The organism is Alteromonas sp. 76-1 (assembly GCF_900654235.1).
Lineage (GTDB): Bacteria > Pseudomonadota > Gammaproteobacteria > Enterobacterales > Alteromonadaceae > Alteromonas > Alteromonas naphthalenivorans.
The window spans coordinates 4,181,383-4,204,076 of the sequence record NZ_LR136958.1 but is presented as its reverse complement, the minus strand read 5'-3'; the positions used below and the strand labels follow the sequence as shown (position 1 = coordinate 4,204,076).

General features: G+C 39.6%; 15 protein-coding genes and 1 pseudogene. All 16 read left to right on the top strand.

Features of this window, described 5'->3' with window-relative positions:
- Positions 1 to 3 precede the first annotated feature (3 nt).
- Positions 4 to 993 carry a DNA-directed RNA polymerase subunit alpha gene (locus ALT761_RS17770; RefSeq protein WP_041452624.1) on the top strand — a complete coding sequence of 330 codons (990 nt, stop codon included), beginning with the start codon at positions 4 to 6 and terminating at the stop codon, positions 991 to 993.
- A gap of 41 nt (positions 994 to 1,034) precedes the next feature.
- Positions 1,035 to 1,436 (top strand): 50S ribosomal protein L17, encoded by a 402-nt coding sequence (gene rplQ, locus ALT761_RS17765; protein WP_013786212.1) that lies wholly within the window; start codon positions 1,035 to 1,037, stop codon positions 1,434 to 1,436.
- A 211-nt stretch (positions 1,437 to 1,647) separates the two neighbouring features.
- On the top strand, positions 1,648 to 3,054 hold the full coding sequence (locus ALT761_RS17760; protein ID WP_129740199.1) for a mannose-1-phosphate guanylyltransferase/mannose-6-phosphate isomerase: 1,407 nt from the start codon (positions 1,648 to 1,650) through the stop codon (positions 3,052 to 3,054).
- 210 nt (positions 3,055 to 3,264) lie between these two features.
- Positions 3,265 to 5,547, top strand: coding sequence for a glycosyltransferase family 2 protein (locus tag ALT761_RS17755; RefSeq protein ID WP_129740198.1), 2,283 nt, complete (start codon positions 3,265 to 3,267; stop codon positions 5,545 to 5,547).
- 21 nt (positions 5,548 to 5,568) lie between these two features.
- Positions 5,569 to 6,534: a hypothetical protein gene (locus ALT761_RS17750; RefSeq protein ID WP_129740197.1), complete on the top strand. Its 966-nt coding sequence runs from the start codon at positions 5,569 to 5,571 to the stop codon at positions 6,532 to 6,534.
- A 176-nt stretch (positions 6,535 to 6,710) separates the two neighbouring features.
- Positions 6,711 to 8,021: a glycosyltransferase family 2 protein gene (locus ALT761_RS17745; RefSeq protein WP_129740196.1), complete on the top strand. Its 1,311-nt coding sequence runs from the start codon at positions 6,711 to 6,713 to the stop codon at positions 8,019 to 8,021.
- A 122-nt stretch (positions 8,022 to 8,143) separates the two neighbouring features.
- The gene (locus ALT761_RS17740) at positions 8,144 to 9,487 is read left to right on the top strand and encodes a hypothetical protein (RefSeq protein ID WP_129740195.1); all 1,344 of its coding nucleotides are present in this window, start codon (positions 8,144 to 8,146) and stop codon (positions 9,485 to 9,487) included.
- A gap of 215 nt (positions 9,488 to 9,702) precedes the next feature.
- Positions 9,703 to 12,408, top strand: coding sequence for a glycosyltransferase (locus ALT761_RS17735; protein WP_129740194.1), 2,706 nt, complete (start codon positions 9,703 to 9,705; stop codon positions 12,406 to 12,408).
- A 30-nt stretch (positions 12,409 to 12,438) separates the two neighbouring features.
- Complete coding sequence (locus ALT761_RS17730) at positions 12,439 to 13,395, top strand: hypothetical protein (protein WP_129740193.1); 957 nt, start codon at positions 12,439 to 12,441, stop codon at positions 13,393 to 13,395.
- A 56-nt stretch (positions 13,396 to 13,451) separates the two neighbouring features.
- Positions 13,452 to 14,417, top strand: coding sequence for a beta-1,6-N-acetylglucosaminyltransferase (locus ALT761_RS17725; protein WP_172602916.1), 966 nt, complete (start codon positions 13,452 to 13,454; stop codon positions 14,415 to 14,417).
- Between the two features lie 55 nt (positions 14,418 to 14,472).
- On the top strand, positions 14,473 to 17,457 hold the full coding sequence (locus ALT761_RS17720; protein WP_129740191.1) for a polysaccharide pyruvyl transferase family protein: 2,985 nt from the start codon (positions 14,473 to 14,475) through the stop codon (positions 17,455 to 17,457).
- Between the two features lie 420 nt (positions 17,458 to 17,877).
- Positions 17,878 to 18,064: pseudogene (locus ALT761_RS20965) on the top strand (IS3 family transposase); the annotation flags it as partial.
- Between the two features lie 348 nt (positions 18,065 to 18,412).
- Positions 18,413 to 19,633: a glycosyltransferase gene (locus ALT761_RS17710; protein WP_129740189.1), complete on the top strand. Its 1,221-nt coding sequence runs from the start codon at positions 18,413 to 18,415 to the stop codon at positions 19,631 to 19,633.
- Positions 19,626 to 20,720, top strand: a complete 1,095-nt coding sequence (locus ALT761_RS17705; protein ID WP_129740188.1) for a glycosyltransferase family 4 protein — start codon at positions 19,626 to 19,628, stop codon at positions 20,718 to 20,720. Before ALT761_RS17710 ends, ALT761_RS17705 begins: the two co-directional genes overlap by 8 nt.
- Positions 20,720 to 21,100, top strand: coding sequence for a hypothetical protein (locus tag ALT761_RS17700; protein ID WP_129740187.1), 381 nt, complete (start codon positions 20,720 to 20,722; stop codon positions 21,098 to 21,100). The genes ALT761_RS17705 and ALT761_RS17700 overlap by 1 nt, the downstream gene beginning before the upstream one ends.
- On the top strand, positions 21,090 to 22,691 hold the full coding sequence (locus ALT761_RS17695; protein ID WP_129740186.1) for a capsular polysaccharide export protein, LipB/KpsS family: 1,602 nt from the start codon (positions 21,090 to 21,092) through the stop codon (positions 22,689 to 22,691). The genes ALT761_RS17700 and ALT761_RS17695 overlap by 11 nt, the downstream gene beginning before the upstream one ends.
- Positions 22,692 to 22,694: the final 3 nt, after the last annotated feature.

The following is a 22,694-nucleotide window of genomic DNA, read 5'->3' as shown; positions in this document are numbered from 1 at the left end:
AGCATTGTGGGTTCTGTGACTGAATTCCTTAAACCGAGATTAGTTGAGATCGAAAACGTTTCTCCTACTCGTGCCAAAGTAACTTTGGAACCACTAGAGCGCGGCTTTGGCCACACTCTAGGTAACGCCCTACGTCGTATCTTGTTGTCATCCATGCCAGGATGCGCAGTTACTGAAGTAGAAATTGATGGCGTTCTTCACGAGTACAGCACCAAAGAAGGTGTGCAAGAAGACGTAATTGAAATCTTGCTAAATCTTAAAGGTTTAGCGGTTCGCCTTGAAGGTAAAACTGAGGCAACCCTAACTCTAGTGAAATCTGGCGCTGGCCCTGTTGTTGCTGGTGACATTCAGCATGATGGCGACGTAGAAATTGTTAACCCTGACCACTTAGTTTGTACTTTAACTGGCGAAGCTGAAATCAGCATGCGCATTAAAGTAGAAATGGGTCGCGGTTATGTACCAGCTTCTACCCGTCGCTCCTCTGAAGAAGATGATCGTCCAATTGGTCGTTTATTAGTTGATGCTTCATACAGCCCAGTAGAGCGTATAGCTTATAGTGTAGAGTCTGCCCGTGTTGAACAACGCACAGACCTAGACAAATTGATTATCGATATGGAAACGAACGGTACTTTAGATCCTGAAGAAGCGATCCGCCGTTCTGCGACTATCCTAGCTGAACAGCTTGATGCATTCGTAGATTTACGTGATGTGTCTGAGCCAGAAGCGAAAGAAGAGAAGCCGGAATTTGATCCGATTCTACTTCGCCCAGTTGATGACCTAGAGCTAACTGTACGTTCTGCTAACTGTTTAAAAGCAGAAGCTATCCAGTACATTGGTGACCTGGTTCAGCGTACTGAGGTTGAGCTACTTAAAACGCCAAACCTTGGTAAAAAATCGCTAACTGAAATCAAAGATGTTCTAGCATCTCGTGGACTTTCTCTAGGTATGCGCCTAGAAAACTGGCCGCCTGAGAGCATCGCTGAAAAAGATTAATCAGGTTTTTAATAAACTGATTTGTAGAGAAGGATAAAACTATGCGCCATCGTAAGAGTGGTCGTCAGTTGAATCGCAACAGCAGCCATCGTCAAGCTATGTTCAAGAACATGGCCGGCTCTTTGGTCAAGCACGAAGTGATCAAAACGACGTTACCAAAAGCGAAAGAATTACGTCGCGTTATTGAGCCTCTTATCACTATGGCTAAGCAAGACAGCGTTGCAAACCGCCGTTTAGCTTTCGCCCGCACTGGTGATAAAGAAGTTGTTGGTAAACTATTCAACGAGCTTGGTCCTCGTTACGAAGCTCGTCCAGGTGGATACACTCGCATTCTTAAATGCGGACTCCGTGCTGGCGACAATGCCCCTATGGCATACGTTGAACTAGTAGACCGTCCAGTTGTTGAAGCTGAAGAAGAAGCAGTAGAAGCAACTGAAGAGTAATAAATACTCTTAATTCTGAGTTATCAGAATTATTAAAAAACCCGGCTTAGGCCGGGTTTTTTGTTTTTTAAAATTAATATCTACATCAACTAATAATTAATCCGGTTAATTGTAGGTAGTACCGTTTCATACTAAAAAAATACTTTGTATACTTAGGCAAATAATAAAGTATCAGGACGTGAGAGTTCTCTCACCCATTAAGGAAATGAGCATGAAACCAGTAGTACTTGCAGGCGGCACCGGGAGCCGCTTATGGCCAAAATCAAGAGCGGCGTTGCCTAAACAGTTTTTGTCACTCACATCCGATAACACCATGTTGCAAGACACTATTGTTCGGTTGAATGGGACTAAAGCCCAAAGTCCCATTTTCATATGTAATGATGCACACCGATTTCTAGTTGCAGAGCAACTACGTCAAAAAGACATTCACCATGGCGGTATTTTACTAGAGCCAGTAGGTCGTAATACTGCACCTGCTATTGCACTAGCGGCGTTGCATGCAACGATGAATGGCGAAGACCCTATTTTACTCGTACTAGCAGCTGATCACTTAATTAAAGATGAGCCTGCATTTCATACTGCAATCGAAAAAGCAGAAAAATTAGCTGATCAAGGTAAGTTAGTGACGTTTGGTATAGTGCCAGATCAACCACATACGGGTTACGGCTACATTAAAGCCGGGAGTACACTTGGTGATGGTTATGAAGTTGCTGAGTTTGTTGAAAAGCCCGCGCTTGAAACTGCAAAAGAGTATGTAGATTCTGGCGACTATTATTGGAATAGTGGCATGTTTATGTTCAAAGCTAGCAGGTATTTAGAAGAGCTTAAGAAATACAGCCCTGAAATGCTAGATGTCTGTATACGCGCCATCGATACTGAAACCCCAGACCTAGATTTTATACGTGTTGATCATGACATCTTTGCTAACTGCCCAGATGACTCTATCGATTACGCTGTAATGGAAAAAACTGACAGTGCTGCTATGGTTCCGCTTGATGCACAGTGGAGTGATGTAGGCAGCTGGACGTCATTATGGGAAACTGCTGAAAAAGACTCAAATGGTAACGTTTCTGTTGGTGATACCATTCTAGAGAATACAAAAAATAGTTACGTGAATGCTGAGCAGCGCTTAGTATCAGTTATTGGTTTAGAAGACGTGATTGTAGTTGAAACCAAAGATGCGGTGATGGTCGCTCACAAAGACGATGCACAGAGCATCAAGAATGTAGTCAATAAACTTAAAGCTGAAAAACGCCCAGAATTTCAATTCCATCGTGAAGTTTTCCGTCCTTGGGGAAGTTACGATTCAATTGATAATGGTGCCCGTTTCCAAGTTAAGCGTATTACTGTTAAGCCTGGCGAAAAGCTGTCGGTCCAAATGCACCACCATCGCGCTGAGCACTGGATAGTAGTATCGGGCAGTGCAAACGTAACTATTGATGAAGAAACACAGCTAGTTACAGAAAACGAGTCGGTCTACATTCCAATTGGTGCGGTTCATGCACTTGAAAACCCAGGAAAGATCCCCCTAGAGCTTATCGAAGTTCAGTCGGGTGCTTATCTTGGTGAAGACGATATTGTTCGTTTTTCTGATAGATATGGGCGCGTTGCCAAATAATTAAGAATAAGATTTCAAAAAGGCACCGCAAGGTGCTTTTTTCTTATCAGGGGTACCGTCTAGAAGTTAAAATGACGAATATCCTGTGTTGCCACTATTTGAAATAGGTTATTATTAGCTGTAATAGCTGGTTTGCATGCTCAGTAGCTGAACCATGCAATATTAAGGAAAGCAGTTTAGCATTGCATAGGAATAGGGTGTTTACGCATTTTGTTATCAAAAGTACTAAAGCCATCTAATCTAAAACGATTAGCATATCGGCTAGCCAAAAAGTTAATCATTGTCCCTCACCACCAGTTGAATGAAACCACGACCGAAAGTAATGGCTCTAGCTGGTTGTCAACCGGTGATGATCCACAGTTTATTATTCATCCTGCTCGCCGCATACCTTCACGAAGCTTTGCGAAAGGATGGTATCTTCTTCGCGTAAAAATAACTGAAAAAAACCATCAGTCGCACGTGGGAAAGTTGTATTCCAACTTACAGAAAGGCGAGCTAACCTCTGTTGACGTACCATGGCACAGCACCAAATTTGTAAACCGCCTTTTCTATCTTGAAAATAACAATACTATGCTTCGCTTCGACCCTTGTGAAGCAGAAACTGAGTTTACTCTGAACACGTTCATGATATCGAAAGTGCCGTCTTTCATTGCCATGCGACACATGAAGCAGCGATTGTATAAGCTGCTCAGTCATGTCGATGATGTAGAAGAATATCTTGATACAAACCGCAAGCTTAACGGTGGAAAGTTAATAGAGACAGTATACGAAGAATATAACAAGACTTTTACCACAGGAGTCATGGAAAAAAGCTATCCCTTTTGGGTAGAGTTTGACGAGCCGCGCGCGTTACAGAAAATGCAGCAAACCTTCACCCCAGAACAGTTAGAAGTGAAATTTTCTATTATCCTTCCTACTTACAACACTGACCCTATTTATTTAAGAGAGTGTATCGATTCTGTTCTGCAACAAACTCACAAAAATTGGGAACTATGTATTGCCGATGATGCGTCGACCAACGCCGATACTATCAGCACATTGAAGTCGTACGCACAAAAGCACGCCAACATAAAGTTGAATCTGCTAAGTGAAAACGGGCATATATCCAAATCAAGTAACGCCGCTTTAAGCATGGTTACTAGCGATTATACTTTGCTGCTCGACCATGACGACACGCTACCTGCTCACACGTTATCCTTCTTTGCGAAAGCTATAACAGATAACGCAAACGCGAAAGTGCTTTATGGCGACGAAGATAAAATAGACGAGCAGGGCAATCGCCATCAGCCGCACTTTAAACCTGATTGGAACCCAGATTTACTTCTAAGCCAAAACTACATATGTCACCCGGTAGTTTACAAAACAAGTGTGCTTAAAAAGATAGGTGGATTTAGGGTGGGTGTAGAAGGTTCGCAAGACCACGATTTACTTTTACGAGCGACCGCCGGACTTAATCATGATGAAGTTGTGCATTTACCTTTCATTCTTTATCACTGGCGTGTTATTGAGAACTCGACAGCCTCGAATGCTTCTGCTAAATCGTACACGACAGATGCTGGCATTGAAGCAATAAGACACTTCCTCGAACATTCGGGCCAAAATGCTACAGTTGATAAAGGCAAATATCCAAATACGTATAAAGTTAATTGGGCGTTGCCAGATGAGCAACCGCTGGTTAGCTTAGTCATTCCGACAAGAGATGGTTACGACATTTTAAAGCAGTGTTTAGAGTCTATTTATGACAAAACGTCATATAAGAACTTCGAAATTATTGTTGTAGACAATCAAACGACCTGTGAAAAAACCTTAGGCCTTTTCAATGAATACACTAATACTAAAGCTAATTTCAGAGTTTTAAAATGGGATAAGCCTTTTAACTATTCTGCTATTAACAACTTTGCAGTCTCGCAGGCCGAAGGTGAAGTAGTTGGGCTAGTTAACAACGATATCGAAGTTATAAACGAAGACTGGTTGTCAGAAATGGTGTCGCATGCCCTTAGGCCCGAAATTGGCTGTGTAGGTGCGAAGCTTTATTACCCTAACGATACTATCCAGCATGCGGGCGTAGTACTTGGTATAGGCGGAGTAGCCGGTCACTCTCACAAATATTTCCATAAGAGCGAACCGGGGTATTTCACCCGTTTGCATCTTGTTCAAAATATGTCAGCAGTTACAGCAGCATGCTTACTAGTCCGCAAGTCTGTGTTTGAAGAAGTAGACGGACTAAATGAACAAGATTTGACAGTGGCCTTTAATGACGTGGATTTTTGCTTGAAGGTACATACTGCAGGCTATAGAAACCTATTTACCCCGTGGGCTGAACTTTACCATCACGAGTCGATAAGCCGCGGTGAAGAAAATACGCCAGAGAAGGTGACGCGATTTAACAAAGAAAGTGATTACATGAAGGATAAGTGGAACAAGCTATTGTGCAATGACTCAGCTTATAACCCAAATTTGTCCAATACCCATGAAAATTTTTCGCTTAAATAGTAACTGAATTTTAGAAGTATTATGAAAAACAATTTTCCATTATTTTTTATCCACATCCCCAAAACCGCTGGCTCTAGCTTTCGCGTAGCAGCAGAGGAGTACTTTGGTTCCGAAGCCACTTACTATGATTATGGTCAAGGGAATCAAGAGACCCATCCTGATATAGTAAAATATGAATATGAGCTAAGGGACAGATATTTAGCCGCGCAAAGTTTTAAACAGAACGCTAAGTTTTTGTCTGGGCATGTTATTTATCCCAAATATGCCCCGTTTTTTAATACTAAGAGTGTCGTTACTTTTGTTCGTAACCCAGCCCAACAAGTTCGTTCTCACTACGAACATTTTTCAAGACTTCATGGTTATACTGGAAGTTTTGAAAGCTTTATCAAGGAAAATCGCTTTGCAAACATGCAATCGAAGGCGTTGAGTGGTATTTGGAACGATGCAATAGGTTTTATCGGAATCACCGAGCGCTATAGCGAGTCATTAGAACTGTTTAATTATTACTATGGCACTGATATTAAAGAACTCGATATAAACAAGAACGCAGCAAAGTCTTCAAGCGAATATGTATTGAGTGAAGATGAGCTCTCATTAATTAGACAAGAAAATGCACAGGATTATGAGCTATACGAATATGCTTTAAGACGATTTGATTTGCACCAAAGTCTCTTTAGAAAAGAGTTGCCTATCGTCCGTTTCGGAGAACTTCACATAGCACCTAAAGATAAAGGGAAGTTATTCAATGTATGGGCTTGTTGTTTTGAGAGTGAAGAGGCACTTAAAGCTGATGTGATCCTAGACGGTGATATTGTAGATGAGATAAGAATCGCCGACTATAGACCTGTTGCTGCTGAGCGGAACATTCATAGAAATGGTTTTATTGGAAAGACATATAGATACCCGAGCAGTTTTAGTGCGGGTCAGAGTATTAAAGTCGTTGAGAAAAAAACTCATGTCCTATTGTTTGAAGGTACCGTTGGCTAATTTAAATATAAGCGTGTTTGTTAGCCTATATTAGCTACTTAATGGCCTTTTTACATACCATACAAGGTTGTCGCATACTAGAAAAAAGCAATATAGAGTTGTTATTGCTCTAGCTTCGATATTCCAATTTTAGAGCAAGTAAGCTTGCTGATACCAGTTATGAAATTTACTTTGAAATGAAAAACTTTTTACAAAGAATCGCCCTCCGAAGTGTGGTTGTTGCAGGAAAACAACGGATGAAACGTTACCTTGGATTCGTACGTGAAAAGGTTAATGACAAAAAGGAGAACACGGGCATATGTGCTCAAAGTCTCGTAAAAGAAGAGAACTCTACCCTAAAGGGTTCTGAACTTGCCTTCGTTAAACAAGAAATAGAAAAGGGTAATAAAGAACTCTCAAGGCTCCTTGGCTTAAAAAGCATGGACCTTGATAACCAAATCAGAATAAGAATTTCTTTAGATACAGCAAAATCACTAGTTGCTAATTGTGCATCGTATACAGACGTCACCTTACTAGCTACATTGATATTGAATCATGCAGATTTTCCAGTTAATGAATTCATTATGAATGAAAATTTTGCGCCTGAGATTTTTAGAGATTTAGCGATACTTTTTAGAGGTGTTAATAAGAGTACAAGCTTTTGGTTAATTGCAAGAGCTAAAATGCTTCGTTCAGACGGGCCTGTTATATCTGAATTGTTTGAATCAATAGCAGATGAATATATTACTACGCTCAATGTCGGGATCGGAGTTATCACCTATAATAGAAAGGACCATTTAGCAAAAACGGTCGAAGCCATCAAAGCGTTCACAACAGGTGATTATCAACTTGTTGTTGCTGACGACGGCAGTAAAGACGATACAGTAGAGTGGTGTGAAAAAAATAAGGTTCCTCATACGAATTGCGCGAATAAAGGCGTTGTTCGAAATAAAAACAGAGCCCTGTATTACCTTAATGAAGTCAAAAAAGTTGATGTTTTAATTCTGTTAGAGGACGACTGTCGGCCAAATAAAGAAAACTGGCAAAAAGAGTGGGTGATTGCAGCACTCTTATGGGGTCACATCAATTATGCGCATAAACGAATAATCAAAAAAGAAGAGGCAGTTGTTTCTGGCACAGGGTCAAGTACTTCACCATACTTGTGTAAGTTGGTTACAGGGCAATGTACAGCTTGCAGTAAAGATGCGATGGAGAATATAGGATACCTGGACCCAAGGTTTAGTGGTTACGGTGCAGGGCATGTAGAGTGGACTGAAAGATTCATTCGACGGGGATATAACGGCAGTACGGAAAAGCACTGGGTGTATCCTGCAATTAACACCGGTCTAATTTCTGATGACGCTCCGACTTTTAAAAATCCTGTGCAGCTAGAAAAAAACAGAGCGCTTAAAAAGAAGATAGGCAAAGAGTCTCACAAGCGCGAAGCTTGGCTTGATGGTGTAGATAGAAGTGAGTTTTTAAAAGAAATCGAATCAATAGTTACCTGATAAAATTGGGGTAGGTCGGCCCGACTAATTTTCCATTGGCGGTCTACTGGTCTAGATCTATCACAATACTTAGTGAAGGGAAAAGCTCGAAAAAATGTCTAACTATAAACTACAAAAATAACATGAAGTCAATTTTCACACGCAAATCATATATTGAGTTACCGAGATTCTCCTCTGTAACGAATGAAGATGTTATTTTTCATATTGGCGCTCCAAAAACTGGCTCGACCGCAATCCAAAAGTTTTGCCTCGATAACAGAGAAACCCTGAGAGAGCATGGATTTCACTATCCTGAACACGCTTTGGATAAAAATGGTATATCCGGTGGCCACTCTGCATTAGGGCTGGCCTTAATAGAAAATAGGCTAGATGACGCTGCTAATATTCTCAGTGATTATGTCAAAGAGGCAAAAGACAATAATTGCGTACTTCTACTTTCTGCGGAGTCGATTTTCTATTCTCCAGATAAGCTGACGGTTTTACTCGGTGACTTAAAGTTCAAACTTGTCGCTTTCTACCGAGCCCCTTTAGAGGCTTTATATTCGAATTACATTCAGTTAGTAAAAAGGCATTTCTTAACGACGGATATAGCCAGTTACTGCAAAGCGCAATTAGAGAAACCAAACGGTTTCCTAACTAGTGAAGCCCATGCTAGGTGGTTGGAAAAGTATGGCCATAATAAGATAGCACTAATAAGCTACTGCGAAGCTACTTTAAAGACGTTACCAATTCAAAAGCTTTTTCTAATGTCACTAGGACTTGACCATAAACAAGTCGAAAAAAATTTCATTATAGAAAATAAGTTTTTTAATCGAAGTTATCCCTTAAGCGCATTAGAGCTAAAACGGATGTTGAATTTCGTGTTATCAGATGAGTTTGAAGATATCAATGACAAGGTTGATATTTTTTTGCAGAGAATAGCTGATACGGATGTTGAACAGCATGACATAGAGAGTCGTGTTTCAAAGGATTTGTACTATCGTTTGGAACAAACAACAGAATCAAATTTCAAATATCAAGTTGAGGCGGTACTTTCCAAGGTGCGTAGCCTGTCAAAAACAGAGAAAGGTAAATCGTCACCTCTGAGCGCAATGCAATTGAACATCCAAATATTCAAGCTGCTTAAAAAGATGTCAGAAAGAGAGCCAGAACTCTTTGATGAGTTAAAAAAGATGATCGCGATTAAACTAAGTGAAAGGTCAGTTCATTTTGAGATATTTAAACTAGCTGAATTTTTTAATTTAGAATTTGAAGGAAAAAGTTCAGAGTGGTTCTCCCAAGGGCAAATTGAGAGGATGCCGAACTACGAGAAAGCCGAGTTTCTGCGCGATATTGCAGACCTAATGTACCGTAGAGGCGAATATGCAGAGGCTGAGAACATTGTAAACGCTGCGCTGAAAGAGCGTCCTCATGGCCCTGTAATCAAAAAAATTAAAGCAAAAATTACGAAAAAGCTTAGCCCGTAGAGTCAGTAGCAGTAAATCAAATTGATTTCTCCACTTTGATATTCAGTTTAGATAAGCGAGAGCCACTGTAAGTGCGGTTTCACGTTATTTATTGAAGAAAACAGTACATATGAATACACTATTGTGTTTTCGTGCTTGGTGAATAATAAATAGCTCCGTTTTTCTATTACGCAGAGCCTCTTGCAGTACAGAACAAATAATTTGTAAGGAATACGATGACAAATAAAAATTTGGCAGGCCACATAGATAGTTTTGAAGGTGGTATCTTAAGAGGTTGGGCTGCGGACTTAGGTGATGAACACCCACTAGAGATCGTAGCATGCGATGAAGCTGGTCAGTTACTAGGAACTGGAGTTGCCAATGAATTCCGAGAAGACTTAAGTGTCAATAATATTAATAAAGGTGTGCACGGTTTTAGTCTAGTCCTTAATAATGAACTTTTGCGAAAAGAAAGTGCTATTGTAATCAAAGATAAAGCCAGTGATAAAAAAATAGCTACCTCTAAATTCAAAGTGTCAAATACCCTTAGTAGGGCGGCTGTTTCGCTTGAAAGTCTTGTCGGCAACAAGTTATCTTTTATCATTCGAAACAAGCAAGTGACTCAAGGGGGATTCACCCTAGCTTTTAGAGTAGGGAGTGAGATAATTGGTCATTTTGAATGCGATAGCTCCAAAAACACAAGCTATGGTTATATATACGTTCCCGCAAAGTTTTTAGATAATGTAAAGCATACCATTGTGGCTTTCATATATGGAGAGCCAGCCTTCTGTGGCAAGCTAGAAATTCAGGGCGACCCCGTGCTCACCCCATGGGAATACTTGAACCATAGCAGAAGTATTCCTCATTATATCAGTAAGCCACCAAGCGCAGACTCTAGATACGAATCATTAACGCTTCAGTTGCGCGATAAAGAAAGAACAATAGATATTGAGAGCTTAAGCACGGCGCACAGTGTGTTAGTGGAAGGCTATGAAGGGCGAAAAAACTTTTCTAATCTAACCTTGCCTAGCTTTGAAAACCCTAAAGTGTCAATTATTGTTCCAGCATATAATAAGTTTTCACTTACTTATCACTGCATCGCTTCAATATTACTAGCCTTCAACAAAACACCTTATGAAGTCATTCTGGCTGATGACTGTTCTACAGATGAAACTAGCCGAGCTGAAGAAATCATAACTAATCTCAAAGTTTCTAGAAACACTGAGAATTTACGTTTCCTTAGAAGTTGTAACAAAGCTACAGAGATCGCATCAGGCGAATATATTGTATTTCTAAACAACGATACCGAAGTAAAAAGTTTGTGGTTAGACGAACTTATCAGCCAGCACGAAGCTGATGCGAACGTAGGGATGACGGGCTCAAAATTATTAAACCTTGACGGCACTCTCCAAGAAGCTGGAGGAATTGTCTGGTCTAACGGTGAACCTTGGAACGCTGGAAGAAATGCTAATCCCTACGATTGTTCATGGAACTATGTTCGACAAGTTGATTACGTTACCGGAGCTGCACTATGCATTTCCCGTGATGTTTGGGAAAAAGTAGGCCGATTTAGCGAAGAATATGCGCCTTGTTACTACGAAGATACTGATCTGTCATTCAAAGTGAGAGAAGCTGGGTATAAAGTGCTTTACGTTCCGCACTCAGAAGTAATTCACTTCGAAGGCCAGTCACATGGTATAGATGTGTCGAAAGGTTTAAAGCAATATCAAAAAGTTAACGAAGCCATTTTTCGGAGAACTTGGTTCAACTCCTACAAACACGGAACAAAACCTTCTTTATCAAACTTACATTTAGAAAAAGACCGAAATATTGAGCAAAGAGTTCTAGTAATTGATTATGCAACACCAATGGAAGGAGTGGATGCTGGAAGTCACGCAGCATTAAAAGAAATTGAAATGATGCTGGCGCTTGGTTTCAAAGTTACTTTTGTGCCTCAAAATCTTGCAATTATGGGACTTCATACCAAAAAACTACAGAATATGGGAGTAGAGGTGCTCTACGTTCCTTTTTATTACTCATTGGATGATGTTCTAGACCGTAGATTAGAGGAAATGGATGCGGTCTACATTACGCGTTATGAAGTAGCGAAGAATTACATAGAACGTATAAAGGCAGAGAATAAACCTATTTTATTTAACAATGCCGACCTTCATTTCCTAAGAGAAATGAGAGCAGCTCTTCTTAAAAGCGATGAAGAGGCAATGGATGAAGCATTATTAACTCGTGATGAAGAGTTGGCTGTGTGTGAAGCGGTTGATGCTATCTTAACTTATAACACTACCGAACAAGCGGTAATCTCGAGCCATTTAGCTAAAACATGCAACATGCACATAACCCCATGGGTAGTCGATCCTAAGCCTTCAGGCAAAGGCTTCTTAGATAGAAGCGGAATTGCATTTTTAGGTGGCTATGGCCACAAGCCAAATGTTGAAGCTGTAGAATTTATGGTTGAACAGGTAATGCCTAAGTTAAAATCGGTGAGACCTGATATTACATTTACAGTATATGGCAGTAAAATACCAAAAGAATTTGAAAAATTTGCTTGTGAGAATGTCGATATAGTTGGGTTCGCCGAGTCGTTAGATAAAGTATATAACGAACACCGTATCTTCATTGCTCCGCTGCTATCTGGAGCGGGAATAAAAGGTAAAGTGCTAGATGCATTAGCCTATGCTACGCCAACGGTTCTGACGGATGTTGCAGCGGAAGGAACTGGCTTAACGAATGGTATTAATACTCTCATCGCAAACGATTCAGAAGCGTGGGTCCAAGCAATTATTAAACTGTACGATGATGAGGCGTTGTGGAAACGTTTTAGCGAAAACAGCAAACTTCTCGCACAAGAGAATTACTCGTTTACTAGTGGAGTGGCGAGATTTAAAAAGATATTTGAGTCAGTAGGCATATTCACTTCAATTTAGTGTGCGTTGAAGAAAATTTATAGGAAGTAAATGAAAAAGCTATTTATTCATATAGGTCCGCATAAAACGGGAAGTACCTATATACAAAAAAACTTGTTTGAACAGAGTGATGCTTTGAAGCTCCAAGGCGTTCTGTATTCAGATAGCTTGATAGGGCCACAGTGGGGGCACCACAAGCTAGTTGAAAAGATAAAACAGAGAGATACAGATACTATTGTAGAGTTTTTCGAAACAGACGAAGACAGAGTGTTAGTATCAAGTGAAAATTTTGAAGACTTGACGAGAGAAGATATTAGCTTCCTATCTAAATTTACTGAAAAATTCACTGTTGAAGTTATCTTCTTTAAGAGAGCGTATTCGAAGTTATTGGTTTCAGCTTGGCAAGAATCGGTTAAACAAGGCGAAAGTAAAACATGGTCTGAGTTTTTCCTGAATCATGCTCTGAAGCCATTCCAATCTAAAATTCTAAATGCTTCAAGTGTAATAGATAATTGGAGCATAATAGCAAATCATATCCATGTTTTTGATTATGATGCTATGCTTTCAGAAGGCTTAGATATTGCTCAGGCTATGTGTAGTAAACTCCTAGATGTCGAGCTAACTGTGCAAGCTGCTGCAGTTAACAGGTCTATGAATCTCGCTGATATAGAAATCATTCGCTTACTAAATCATAGGTTTAAAGAGCGTACTGGACAACATCCTCGAACGAGAGTTAGAGATGCCTATTTGAAGCTGAAAAGTGAAAAAGATGATTCTGTTACTGAAGCGTTTGCAGTGGTTAAAAATGGGCTTGCCGAAAACACGCTTGATGAGTCTTGGACAATTAACTTTTTCGAAAATAAGTTTGCTTATAAAAATGAAATGTATTTCGCAAAAGCTTCCGACAGCAAAAAGGTTTATCTCCTTCCAAATAGCAATAGCGTCTTAGCTGAAAACTTCATATCTACATTAATCTCAATAGAAGATAAGATGTCATTAAATGCATAGCTGTAATTTCTGTCGTAACCTTAGACCTTCACTTTCTTTTCTGAAGGGGAATTGCATTGATTTACTATGACATACAGCATCACGGTAATGTAGACCGTTTAAGGTGGCTAGTTAGCCACCTTTCTCATTTTGGTAATCACATCAATGTGACGTACGATGGCGACGTTAGTAGCTTAGAGTCATTGAGTCAAAGCTTTCACAGCGGTATCTGTGGCTTTAGCACTTCTAAAAGTATGCCTGTCACCTGGTGTGGCCCCTCTCAAATTTACCAGATGAAGAAAAGTATAGAAAAGGCGCTAGCAGTTTCTGGTTGGGATTACTTTGTTAATTTGAGTGGCGTGGATATACCTCTAATTTCACAGCGTCAATTCTTTGAGCGTTTGAAGTTCGAACAAAAAGAAAATAATAAAACCTCTTTTTGCTTTGGGTTTAAGCCAAACAAACCACACTATTGGCTTAAGCAAAGTGAAGAATTTTCTCGTGTAGAAAGAAAGTACTCTAGATTACAAATTGTGTGCGATAGTGAAGTTGATAGAGAATTGCACACCGGAAATCTAAACCCAATAAGCAGGGTAATGGAAAGACGTGCACTGTATTGCGAAGAAATAGGCAATAAACGTTTATTCATACGAAGTCTGACCGAAGATGAAATAAACTTCCGAAAAGCATTTTGGACCAAGCACGCTTACACAGTCGGACGGACATGGATGGTTCTGCATCGCAAACAAGTTGAATGGTTAGTATCTAGCTCCTTATTCACTGAGATTTTTGAGCATTTACAAACAACCTTCGAGCCAGATGAAACCTTATATCCAAGTGCATTATTTTCGGAGCAGAACCCTTTCAAAAAGGAGTTATCGAAAGACAACTTGCGATATGGACTAGGCTCTCCTATCAGTATCGCTCGAAATGATATAAAAACCATATTAAGTTCAGGTGCATGCTTTGCCCGTAAGTTGCACCCCTCAGTAAGCGAAAGTGACCTAAGTATAGTTTCGGAAAAAATATCAGAGATGAGTTAGGGGATGCACCAATAATTCAAGGTCGCAAGGTTTAATATTCAAGGCACATAAGATTATGAAAGAAAGTAGCACTCCAATTAAGTTGGAGACAATTAAGCAGCACGCTGAAGAGTATCTTAGCAATTTACCAAAACAAGAGCAGTTTATTCATTTAGTTTTCAAAAAAGCTTGGATATACCAAGCTAAATGTGCCGTTGTAGACTTTAAATATAAAAATGTGCATTTCGCATTCAATATATACGCAGCAAATAGTAACACTGTCCACGTTGATTTGCTTCAGCGAGCTAGCTCGACGAAATTCAGACTTAATGGTGAGTTTAATACCCACAAGAAACTCTTTCAAAACGTAGAGCTCTTAGTTTGCTTTCAAAATTTACAAAAAGTCATCGCATCTATTATTGCTGAAGTTAATACCCCACAAGAAAAGAAGAGCAGAGCTAATACAAAACCTCTGAATGTGGGGATTTTGACCTTGCCAATGAATAAGAACTACGGTGGAAATCTGCAAGCTTATGCTTTGATGGAAGTAATAGAAACGTTGGGGCAGAAAGCGGTATTTGTAAATAGGCGGTTTCACCACGCGCATGCAAAACCTTCAAAGCAGAAATACGTTAAGTCCGTAGGGCTGTCTCTTTCTGTAGCGAACAAAAAGTTTTTAGACACGTATTTTCCCTTAATAACAAAGCCTTTTTTTCATTCTCATGAACTCGAAAGCGATATCAATGAATACGATTTTGATGCATTGGTTGTGGGCAGCGATCAGGTATGGCGCCCTCAGTATGCTAAAGAGATTCTTAATGACTTCTTCTTTGAGTTCTTACCTGAAAATAGCGAGATAAAAAGACTTAGCTATGCTGCATCTTTCGGCTCAGATAAATGGGAATATGACGAAAGCCGGCAGGCTATGGCGTCTAGGCTTTTAAAACGGTTCGATGCTGTAGGAGTACGCGAAGACGCTGCCGTTACAATGTGTGCTGAAGAGCTAAGCAGTAATGCCACTCACGTCTTAGACCCCACAATGTTGCTAGATGCACAGCACTATGCTAACAAATTCAATCTTGATGAACGCAGAACTAGCAAAGATTACTTGCTCAATTATGTACTAGACATAAACGATGACAAAGAGCTTGTGATTAGAAACTTGTCAAATACATTGGGATTGAATGCGCTTTCCGTAAATGGCAAACTTTTTGAAAGGGTAAATGCGCTTAATTCTTCAGACGGCGACCAGTCTGTTGAAGGGTGGCTTGCTTCATTCTATATGGCTAAGTACATCGTTACCGACTCTTTTCATGGTGTTGCGTTCTCTATTTTGTTTAACAAACCATTTTTGGCTTATGCAAACCCGGCAAGGGGTATGGCCAGGTTTACCTCTTTGTTAAATATGTTTGGATTGCAAGAAAGGCTAGTCACTTCCTCCTCCCAAGTAACGGAGAGTTCGATGTTGGCGCCAATATCTTGGGAAAAAGTTAACCAGAAACTTAATGAAATGAGGCGCCACTCTTTAACGTTTCTAGTTGAAGCGCTTGGTATACCAGACGAGTTGATAGCCAAATTTACTTACACATCAGAAAAAAAGTTATCGCAGATTAACGCCTCGCAAATAAGCGAAGCTCAGCATATAAAGAGGTTTGCCTCAGAAAGTCCAATTACTATAGATGTAAGAGAGTTCCCTTCTAAGCAAAGCAAAACAGAGTTTAATATTGAGGACGTTTTAAAGTCAGATATGTGTATAGGTTGCGGAGGATGCTCCTATGCGACTGATAGCGCTTTAAGACTAGAGGAAAGTAAGCTTGGTGCGCCCACAGTATCTTTAGATGATGTGTCTGCGTTACCAGCTGACGTGAAGAGCAAAATAAATGCAATTTGCCCCTTTAGTGACAAATCTTTGAGTGAAGATCAGCTGGATGCACCTTATGAACGTGCCAACTTACTTCCATTCAACGAGGTTGTTGGAAGGTACAATGCACTATTTGCGGGCCGACAATCGGACGAAGAAAGTTTGATTGGAAGTAGTTCGGGCGGTCTAACATCTTGGTTGACCAAGAAGCTCTTAGAGAAAGGTTTAATTGATGGTGTTGTACATGTTGGCAAAGCTGCCTGTGACGGCGATTTATTTGAATACCGCATATCAAAAACGCAAAACGAACTTGATAGTAACCGTAAAAGCAACTATTACCCAACTACGTTAGCTAACGTGCTTAAAGAAGTTAGTTCGAACAGTGATAAACGCTATGCAATTGTTGGAGTGCCATGCTTCATAAAGTCTGCACGATTACTTTGTGAAAACGATGAGGGTCTCAAAAACTCGCTAAAATACTTTATTGGTATTGTGTGTGGCCATATGAAGACTCGTTTTTTTGCAGAATCTAATGCTTGGCAGCTAGGAGTTGTCCCTTCTGAAGTACAGAAAGTAGACTTTAGGAAAAAGATTCCGAATACCAAAGTAGGCAACTACCACTTTTCGGTTACTTCCAAAGATAATGAGGAGAAATCCGCGCAGCCAACAAGCCTGTTAGGCGGAAATTGGGGGCATGCATTCTTCCAACCTAATGCGTGTAACTATTGCGACGACATTTTCGCTGAAACTGCCGATATCGTTTTTGGAGATGCGTGGCTGCCAAAGTTTAACGACGAGTGGAGAGGAACTAACATTGTTGTATCAAGGAACCCTGAATTAACAGATCTTTTTGAAAGTGGCGGTACAAGCGGTGAGCTAACTACCGAGAATTTATCCTTAAATGAGATTATACAGACTCAGTTCGGTGGTATTTCACATAGAAGACATGGATTAGTAGTTAGAACGCAAGATGATGAAAAGGAAGGGCGCAGCTTTCCAAGCAAAAGAATTGACCCCAAAAAGGTTAACTTACCCTTTTGGAGAGTAGAATTGCTTCGTCAGCGTCGTAAGATGTCTGTAATGAGTGGAAGGGTATTTGCTGAAGCCAAGGCTAAAGACGACTTAAGTTACTTTCTCAACTTGATGTCAAGTGAGACAGCTGTTTATAGGTATATTGAATCTTTGAAAAATAAGCTGTGAGTCAGTTCAATTGACGTTGATAATCCTTCATTTTATGGCTTTATTAAGAGCGAAGCTTGATTGGTCCTAGGGGCGTGGTACGACTTTGTCCTTATACCCACCCATGCTAACTCTCCCTTTGATTTTTTCGCGAAGTCAAAAAGGGTACTAACATGAGTAAATACGAGCAAGCATCGCATGTGTTTTAACGATGTCAATATTACATGAATGAACGCCGAAGTATCGTTTCAGGATGTTAAAGAATAAACTCGAAAAAAGATGTATACAGTTCCAATAGTTAGATTGCATGGCAGGTCACCGACGAGGCTTTCGTCTTCGATGTATTCTCACGAAAATTCATTGGATGACGCGTAATGAAATCAATGCCAATCTGACGGATCCCTGATGCGCTTGAGCATGCATTATGGGCTAGTTGGAAAGCGAAAAGGAGTTATCCATCACAGTGATCGCGGTATATGATATGCGTCTATCTGGTATTCAGAAAAATTATCTGAAGCTAGCTTCAGTACGTCATGTATGCAGTGTGGTAGATTCTTATGACAATGCTTTGGTTGAAACCATAAACGGCTTATACAAAACTGAAGTTATCCACGAAAACGCCGCTTGGAATTTGAGGAAAACTATTATCGACAATTAGCCGAAGTTACAGCAGTAAAACATAAACAAATGCACCTCCGAATTTACCAGTGAGATTCAAAACCTGACTCAGTTCTCAGTTGAAGAGCTTATTCGTAGTTTCCTTCAATCGTAAGCTTCTGTCATTTGACATTAAATTCAAACTATCACGAGTGGTTCTATATTAGTCGAAGGTTTGTTATCCTTAATCGGTTGTAAAAAGCTTCTATAAGTAGTATTTAACTACACAAGGAAGATAATTTAATTGGTGTATATAAAGGAATGCCGCCACATTCCATGATCCTCTTTCTCATATGAGTAACAATAAGTGACAAACTAGATGGACGTATTATTTAGTACAATGAAAACATCACCTGATAAGGAAATTGGTCATATTGATTTTTCTTACGGTGTAGTTGCTAAGAGTTTTGAAAGGTGTCTCTCTGCAACAGATTGCAAAATGAAGTTTGTTCCCCGCCCTGAATTCATACCAAAACTTAAAGACGTCGAAGTACATTTGATGATGAGGAAGTTTCGTGCATTCAGACCTGTTAACGGGGCTTACAACATTGCGGTAATTTCCTGGGAGTTTAATCAACTTCAGAAAGACTCTAATGAATTCGACGGGATTTTTTACAATCAAGTTAACATGCTTAAAATGGCAGATGAGATATGGGTTGCAAGCAGCCATTTGAAAAAAGTTTTTGAAGACTATGGTCTTTCAAATGTTCTCTTTATACCTTGCCCGATAGGGCTCCCTTATTGGGATGATGAAGAAGATATTTCGCTCCAAAATAAACTTAATAAGAGCTTTGACAATTTAGGTTTTCTGAACTCTATTGCATATTATTTCAGTACTGGAACGAATAAGCTAGCAGAGATAAAACCTCTGTACTTTAATATTCCAGATATAAAAAATAAAAAAATATATTTGACGGTTTTTAACCCGCATGATCATAGAAAAAATATTTCAAAGATTATAGAGTCTTTTTCTAGCTTTTCTGCAAAATATAAAAACGCATATTTGATAATCAAATGTAATACTGACTTAAAATTATTGACCTCAGTATTAAACTTAATTTGGAAAAGAAGCCGGAAGGGCGTGGATACACTGCTCGAGAATATAATAATCATAAATGAAAGACTTGACGAGTTAGAGCTTAAGCGATTATACGACTTGGCTGACTTTTATTTCTGCTTATCTCATGGTGAAGGTCAGAATTTACCACTGCAAGAATCAATGGCTCGAGGATGCATCCCGGTTTCTGTATCGAATACTGCGATGAGTGACTGCGTAAATATCAAATCTGCCTTTGAAATTAAATCAAGAGAAATTCCGATAAATATCGAAGATAAAGTTTGTTTTCATAAGATTGAAAATTTAACTTGGTACGAAGTTGGCTTGTCTGATGTATACCAAGCTTTGGAAAGGTCAATATTAGCTGAACCTGACGAATTGGAGAGTAAAATGAAAGTTTGTCAGGAAATCATCGGCCATCTGTATTCGGATCGCGCAGTTGGTGAACTTTCAACTAAACGGTTGGTGAAAATTTATGGGTAATATTTCTGAAATTTATATCAACCTTGAACCGATTTTAGATGTCACATCTGCTGGCGTGAAAAATTACACTATTTCATTTGTTGAAGAATTGAAGCTTAAGCCTGTTTCATTATTGGGATTCGTTGACGACAGATATTTTGATTTGGCTGATACACCTTTGAATGAAGATGCGATTCAAACAGCTCTCCAAAATGGTGATTACTTAGATTACGCAAAAATCGCGAATGATAATATAGTGGCAATCTATTTTTCTCCAAGAAGTAAAGACAAACAATTTAAGTATGAAGTAGAAGTAGTTCATGATTTAGGCATTTTGTTATGCAGTGAATTTCATGAGCGAGGGATGGTTAAAAAACTATCACCAGTAATACACAAATCTCTTGCTCAAAATGATCTGATTTTTACGGTTTCTGATTCAACTAAGTATCAGGTGGACACATACTTTCATTCTCTGGATGTGGATTCGGTGACAATTGGTTGTGCGAGTTACCTGGGCAACGTATCTGAGCCTACCATTAACGAACCGTTTAGGCCTTATTTGCTGATATTGGGAACAGTAGAACCAAGAAAAAACCATCAATTAATATTCGAGATGATAAAGCAATACCCAGAGGTTCTCGAAAGCTACGATTTTATTATCGCAGGTAAGTTCGGATGGGGTAAAACAATAACTCAAATCGCGCACGATAAAGGCATTGATATAAGCAAGTTTGCGGAAAAGATTTCTTACATAAATGAAATTACAGAATCTGAAAAGTCTCTATTGATACGGAACGCAAGCGCAACAATATACCCCTCATTCTATGAGGGCTTCGGAATGCCCGTTTTAGAATCTATAGCCTTGGGTACTCCAGTGATCTGTTCATTAAGTTCCAGTTTGGTGGAGGCCTCGGGCGGACTAGGTTTTTATTTCGACCCATTCTCCTCGGACGAGCTCTTTCAGCAGCTTCATAAATTAGAATCTATGCCATCAGAATCTGTGAATCGCTTATTAGAGAGCATGTCTGAGTTTTCTAAACGTCAGACATGGGAAAGCATTGTTGAGCGCGCGATGCACGAGTTAAGCATTATTGTTGGAGAAAGCTGATGTTGATTTCTACGGTTTATGCTGCCAATTGTGGTGGTTTAGCTTTCAAGGTTTTTGACCAATCTGATGTAAACCGAAAAATAAAAGTGGGCCTTTATATTGATGGCCAACTTGTAGAGAGGCGAACTGTTTGTAATCGAGGTGATCGCTTTTCTGTGATGATTGTTGCAATTCCTAGTCAGATTCTTATAAGTCAAAACTCATTTTTGTATTTGCGAGATGAAGATAATGGGGAAGTCATAAACGAATCTTTGCGCAAGTTTAGTGAAGTAATTGATATCCGAGAGTCACAGACACCAAGTAAGAATAAAGATAGCGCGCACTTCGCAAATACGCAGCGCTCAATAATTGAATTGCTGAGAGGTAGTAATGAAGCTTGATGGTTCAACTAAATTTGAGGAATGTTTGGATTCGGTTCAGGCTTTTTGGTCGGACAAGACAAAAGCTGGACAGGATTGGTCCCTCTTTGTTGATGCAATGCACGATAACATGGACTATATATTCTTCAATTTCCACCTTTCGAAAGTTGTACAAGAGAAATATAAATGCAGCCTGGTTTCAGCGACTAAGAACTGGGAAACCCCTCTTATTTCTTACCAGCCAATTGCTAATGAAGCGATAGCAAACGCGTTTGGTGTTAATGAATTTTACCATTTAGATACGCTTAGCAATATTGATAATGGTTTTCAAGAGAAACTATTGAAGATCAAAGCGTTGCTGTCAGAGAACGAGTTATCAGTTAAGCACCTTATTTTCGGCGATCATAATCACCTTGAGCAAGATGACAGAGATCTCCTGAGAATTGCATATGATCATTATCTACGATCTGTTCTCAAGCCAACAGAAACTGAGTTGAATGAAGAATTTATTCAAGTATTTGGTGAATGTTATACCTTTAGAAAAATTGCCCGTAAAATTGTAGAGAAAAACAATATTAAGATCGCTGTTTTAGGGCATGTAGAATACAACCCGTACTATTTTATTGCTGAAGCAGTTTTAAAAAATGGCGGGTGTGTCCTGTTTCATTGGCCTTTAGTCTTTGGTTCTGTTCGTATTCTGAGGACTCTCGATGATTTAAGAGTTGTTAAGTCAAAAGACTTCGAGTCTGATTATCAAAAGTTTTATTTAAGTAAAAAAAGTGAATTGAAAAGTGCGATCGATGAATACAGCCAAGGTCTTATCGATAGGTTGACGAAGTCAAGAAGTTACGCCGACTTTAATCAGTTTCACATTGAAATGAGTAAGGAAGAGTTTTTCCGTTCTACAGGAATTAAGAGCCCCAGAGAGAAAACTATTGTGTTACTTTCTCATGCTCTGACGGATGCGGTTCATGCTAATGGGCCTATGTTGTTTGATGACTTTTCAACATGGCTTGAAGAGACAATTAGCCATTTTGCGGAACATGAATCGATTAATGTTTTAGTCAAGGTTCATCCTAAAGACTTGACGTATGTTCGAGATTCATGGATTACCTATCTCTATGACAAGTTCAAGGATATATCAAATTTCGGTATCGTTTCCAAACACATAAACAATAGAGAAGTAGCAAAGTTTTGTGAAGTTGGGAGTACTGTACAGGGAACTCCCGGATATGAAATGCTGCTACAAGGCCTTAAAACTGTAGTAGCAGGTGAAGCCAGATATAGTCGTCTTGGAATAACACCTCATTGCACAAGCACAGCAGAATACTTTGGTGAGTTAGAGAAGGCATGCCTTGAACCAGAGATATCGGAAACAGTTTTAGAAAAAGCGATCGATTTCGCTTTTTTTGAAAATATATACACAAAACTGAATACTCCCTTTATCCCTGGAATGGCGCAAGTTGACATAAACTCTCCCAAATGGCCAAGTTTAATCAGTTGCTTTACGAACAACCTTCTTAGCCTTGACCCAGTGTACAGAGCAATTTCAAACATTGATATTTTTGACGAGTCTAACCCCTCGTTTCTAACTAATCCCATTTTGGCATAGGTA

Bases quoted from the DNA above. Each gene is read 5' to 3' on its own strand.
- ALT761_RS17735 (WP_129740194.1), top strand. From the start codon at position 9,703: ATGACAAATAAAAATTTGGCAGGCCACATAGATAGTTTTGAAGGTGGT.
- ALT761_RS17710 (WP_129740189.1), top strand. From the start codon at position 18,413: ATGGACGTATTATTTAGTACAATGAAAACATCACCTGATAAGGAAATT.
- rplQ (WP_013786212.1), top strand. From the start codon at position 1,035: ATGCGCCATCGTAAGAGTGGTCGTCAGTTGAATCGCAACAGCAGCCAT.
- ALT761_RS17740 (WP_129740195.1), top strand. From the start codon at position 8,144: ATGAAGTCAATTTTCACACGCAAATCATATATTGAGTTACCGAGATTC.
- ALT761_RS17695 (WP_129740186.1), top strand. From the start codon at position 21,090: ATGAAGCTTGATGGTTCAACTAAATTTGAGGAATGTTTGGATTCGGTT.
- ALT761_RS17730 (WP_129740193.1), top strand. From the start codon at position 12,439: ATGAAAAAGCTATTTATTCATATAGGTCCGCATAAAACGGGAAGTACC.
- ALT761_RS17750 (WP_129740197.1), top strand. From the start codon at position 5,569: ATGAAAAACAATTTTCCATTATTTTTTATCCACATCCCCAAAACCGCT.
- ALT761_RS17760 (WP_129740199.1), top strand. From the start codon at position 1,648: ATGAAACCAGTAGTACTTGCAGGCGGCACCGGGAGCCGCTTATGGCCA.
- ALT761_RS17745 (WP_129740196.1), top strand. From the start codon at position 6,711: ATGAAAAACTTTTTACAAAGAATCGCCCTCCGAAGTGTGGTTGTTGCA.
- ALT761_RS17705 (WP_129740188.1), top strand. From the start codon at position 19,626: ATGGGTAATATTTCTGAAATTTATATCAACCTTGAACCGATTTTAGAT.
- ALT761_RS17700 (WP_129740187.1), top strand. From the start codon at position 20,720: ATGTTGATTTCTACGGTTTATGCTGCCAATTGTGGTGGTTTAGCTTTC.
- ALT761_RS17720 (WP_129740191.1), top strand. From the start codon at position 14,473: ATGAAAGAAAGTAGCACTCCAATTAAGTTGGAGACAATTAAGCAGCAC.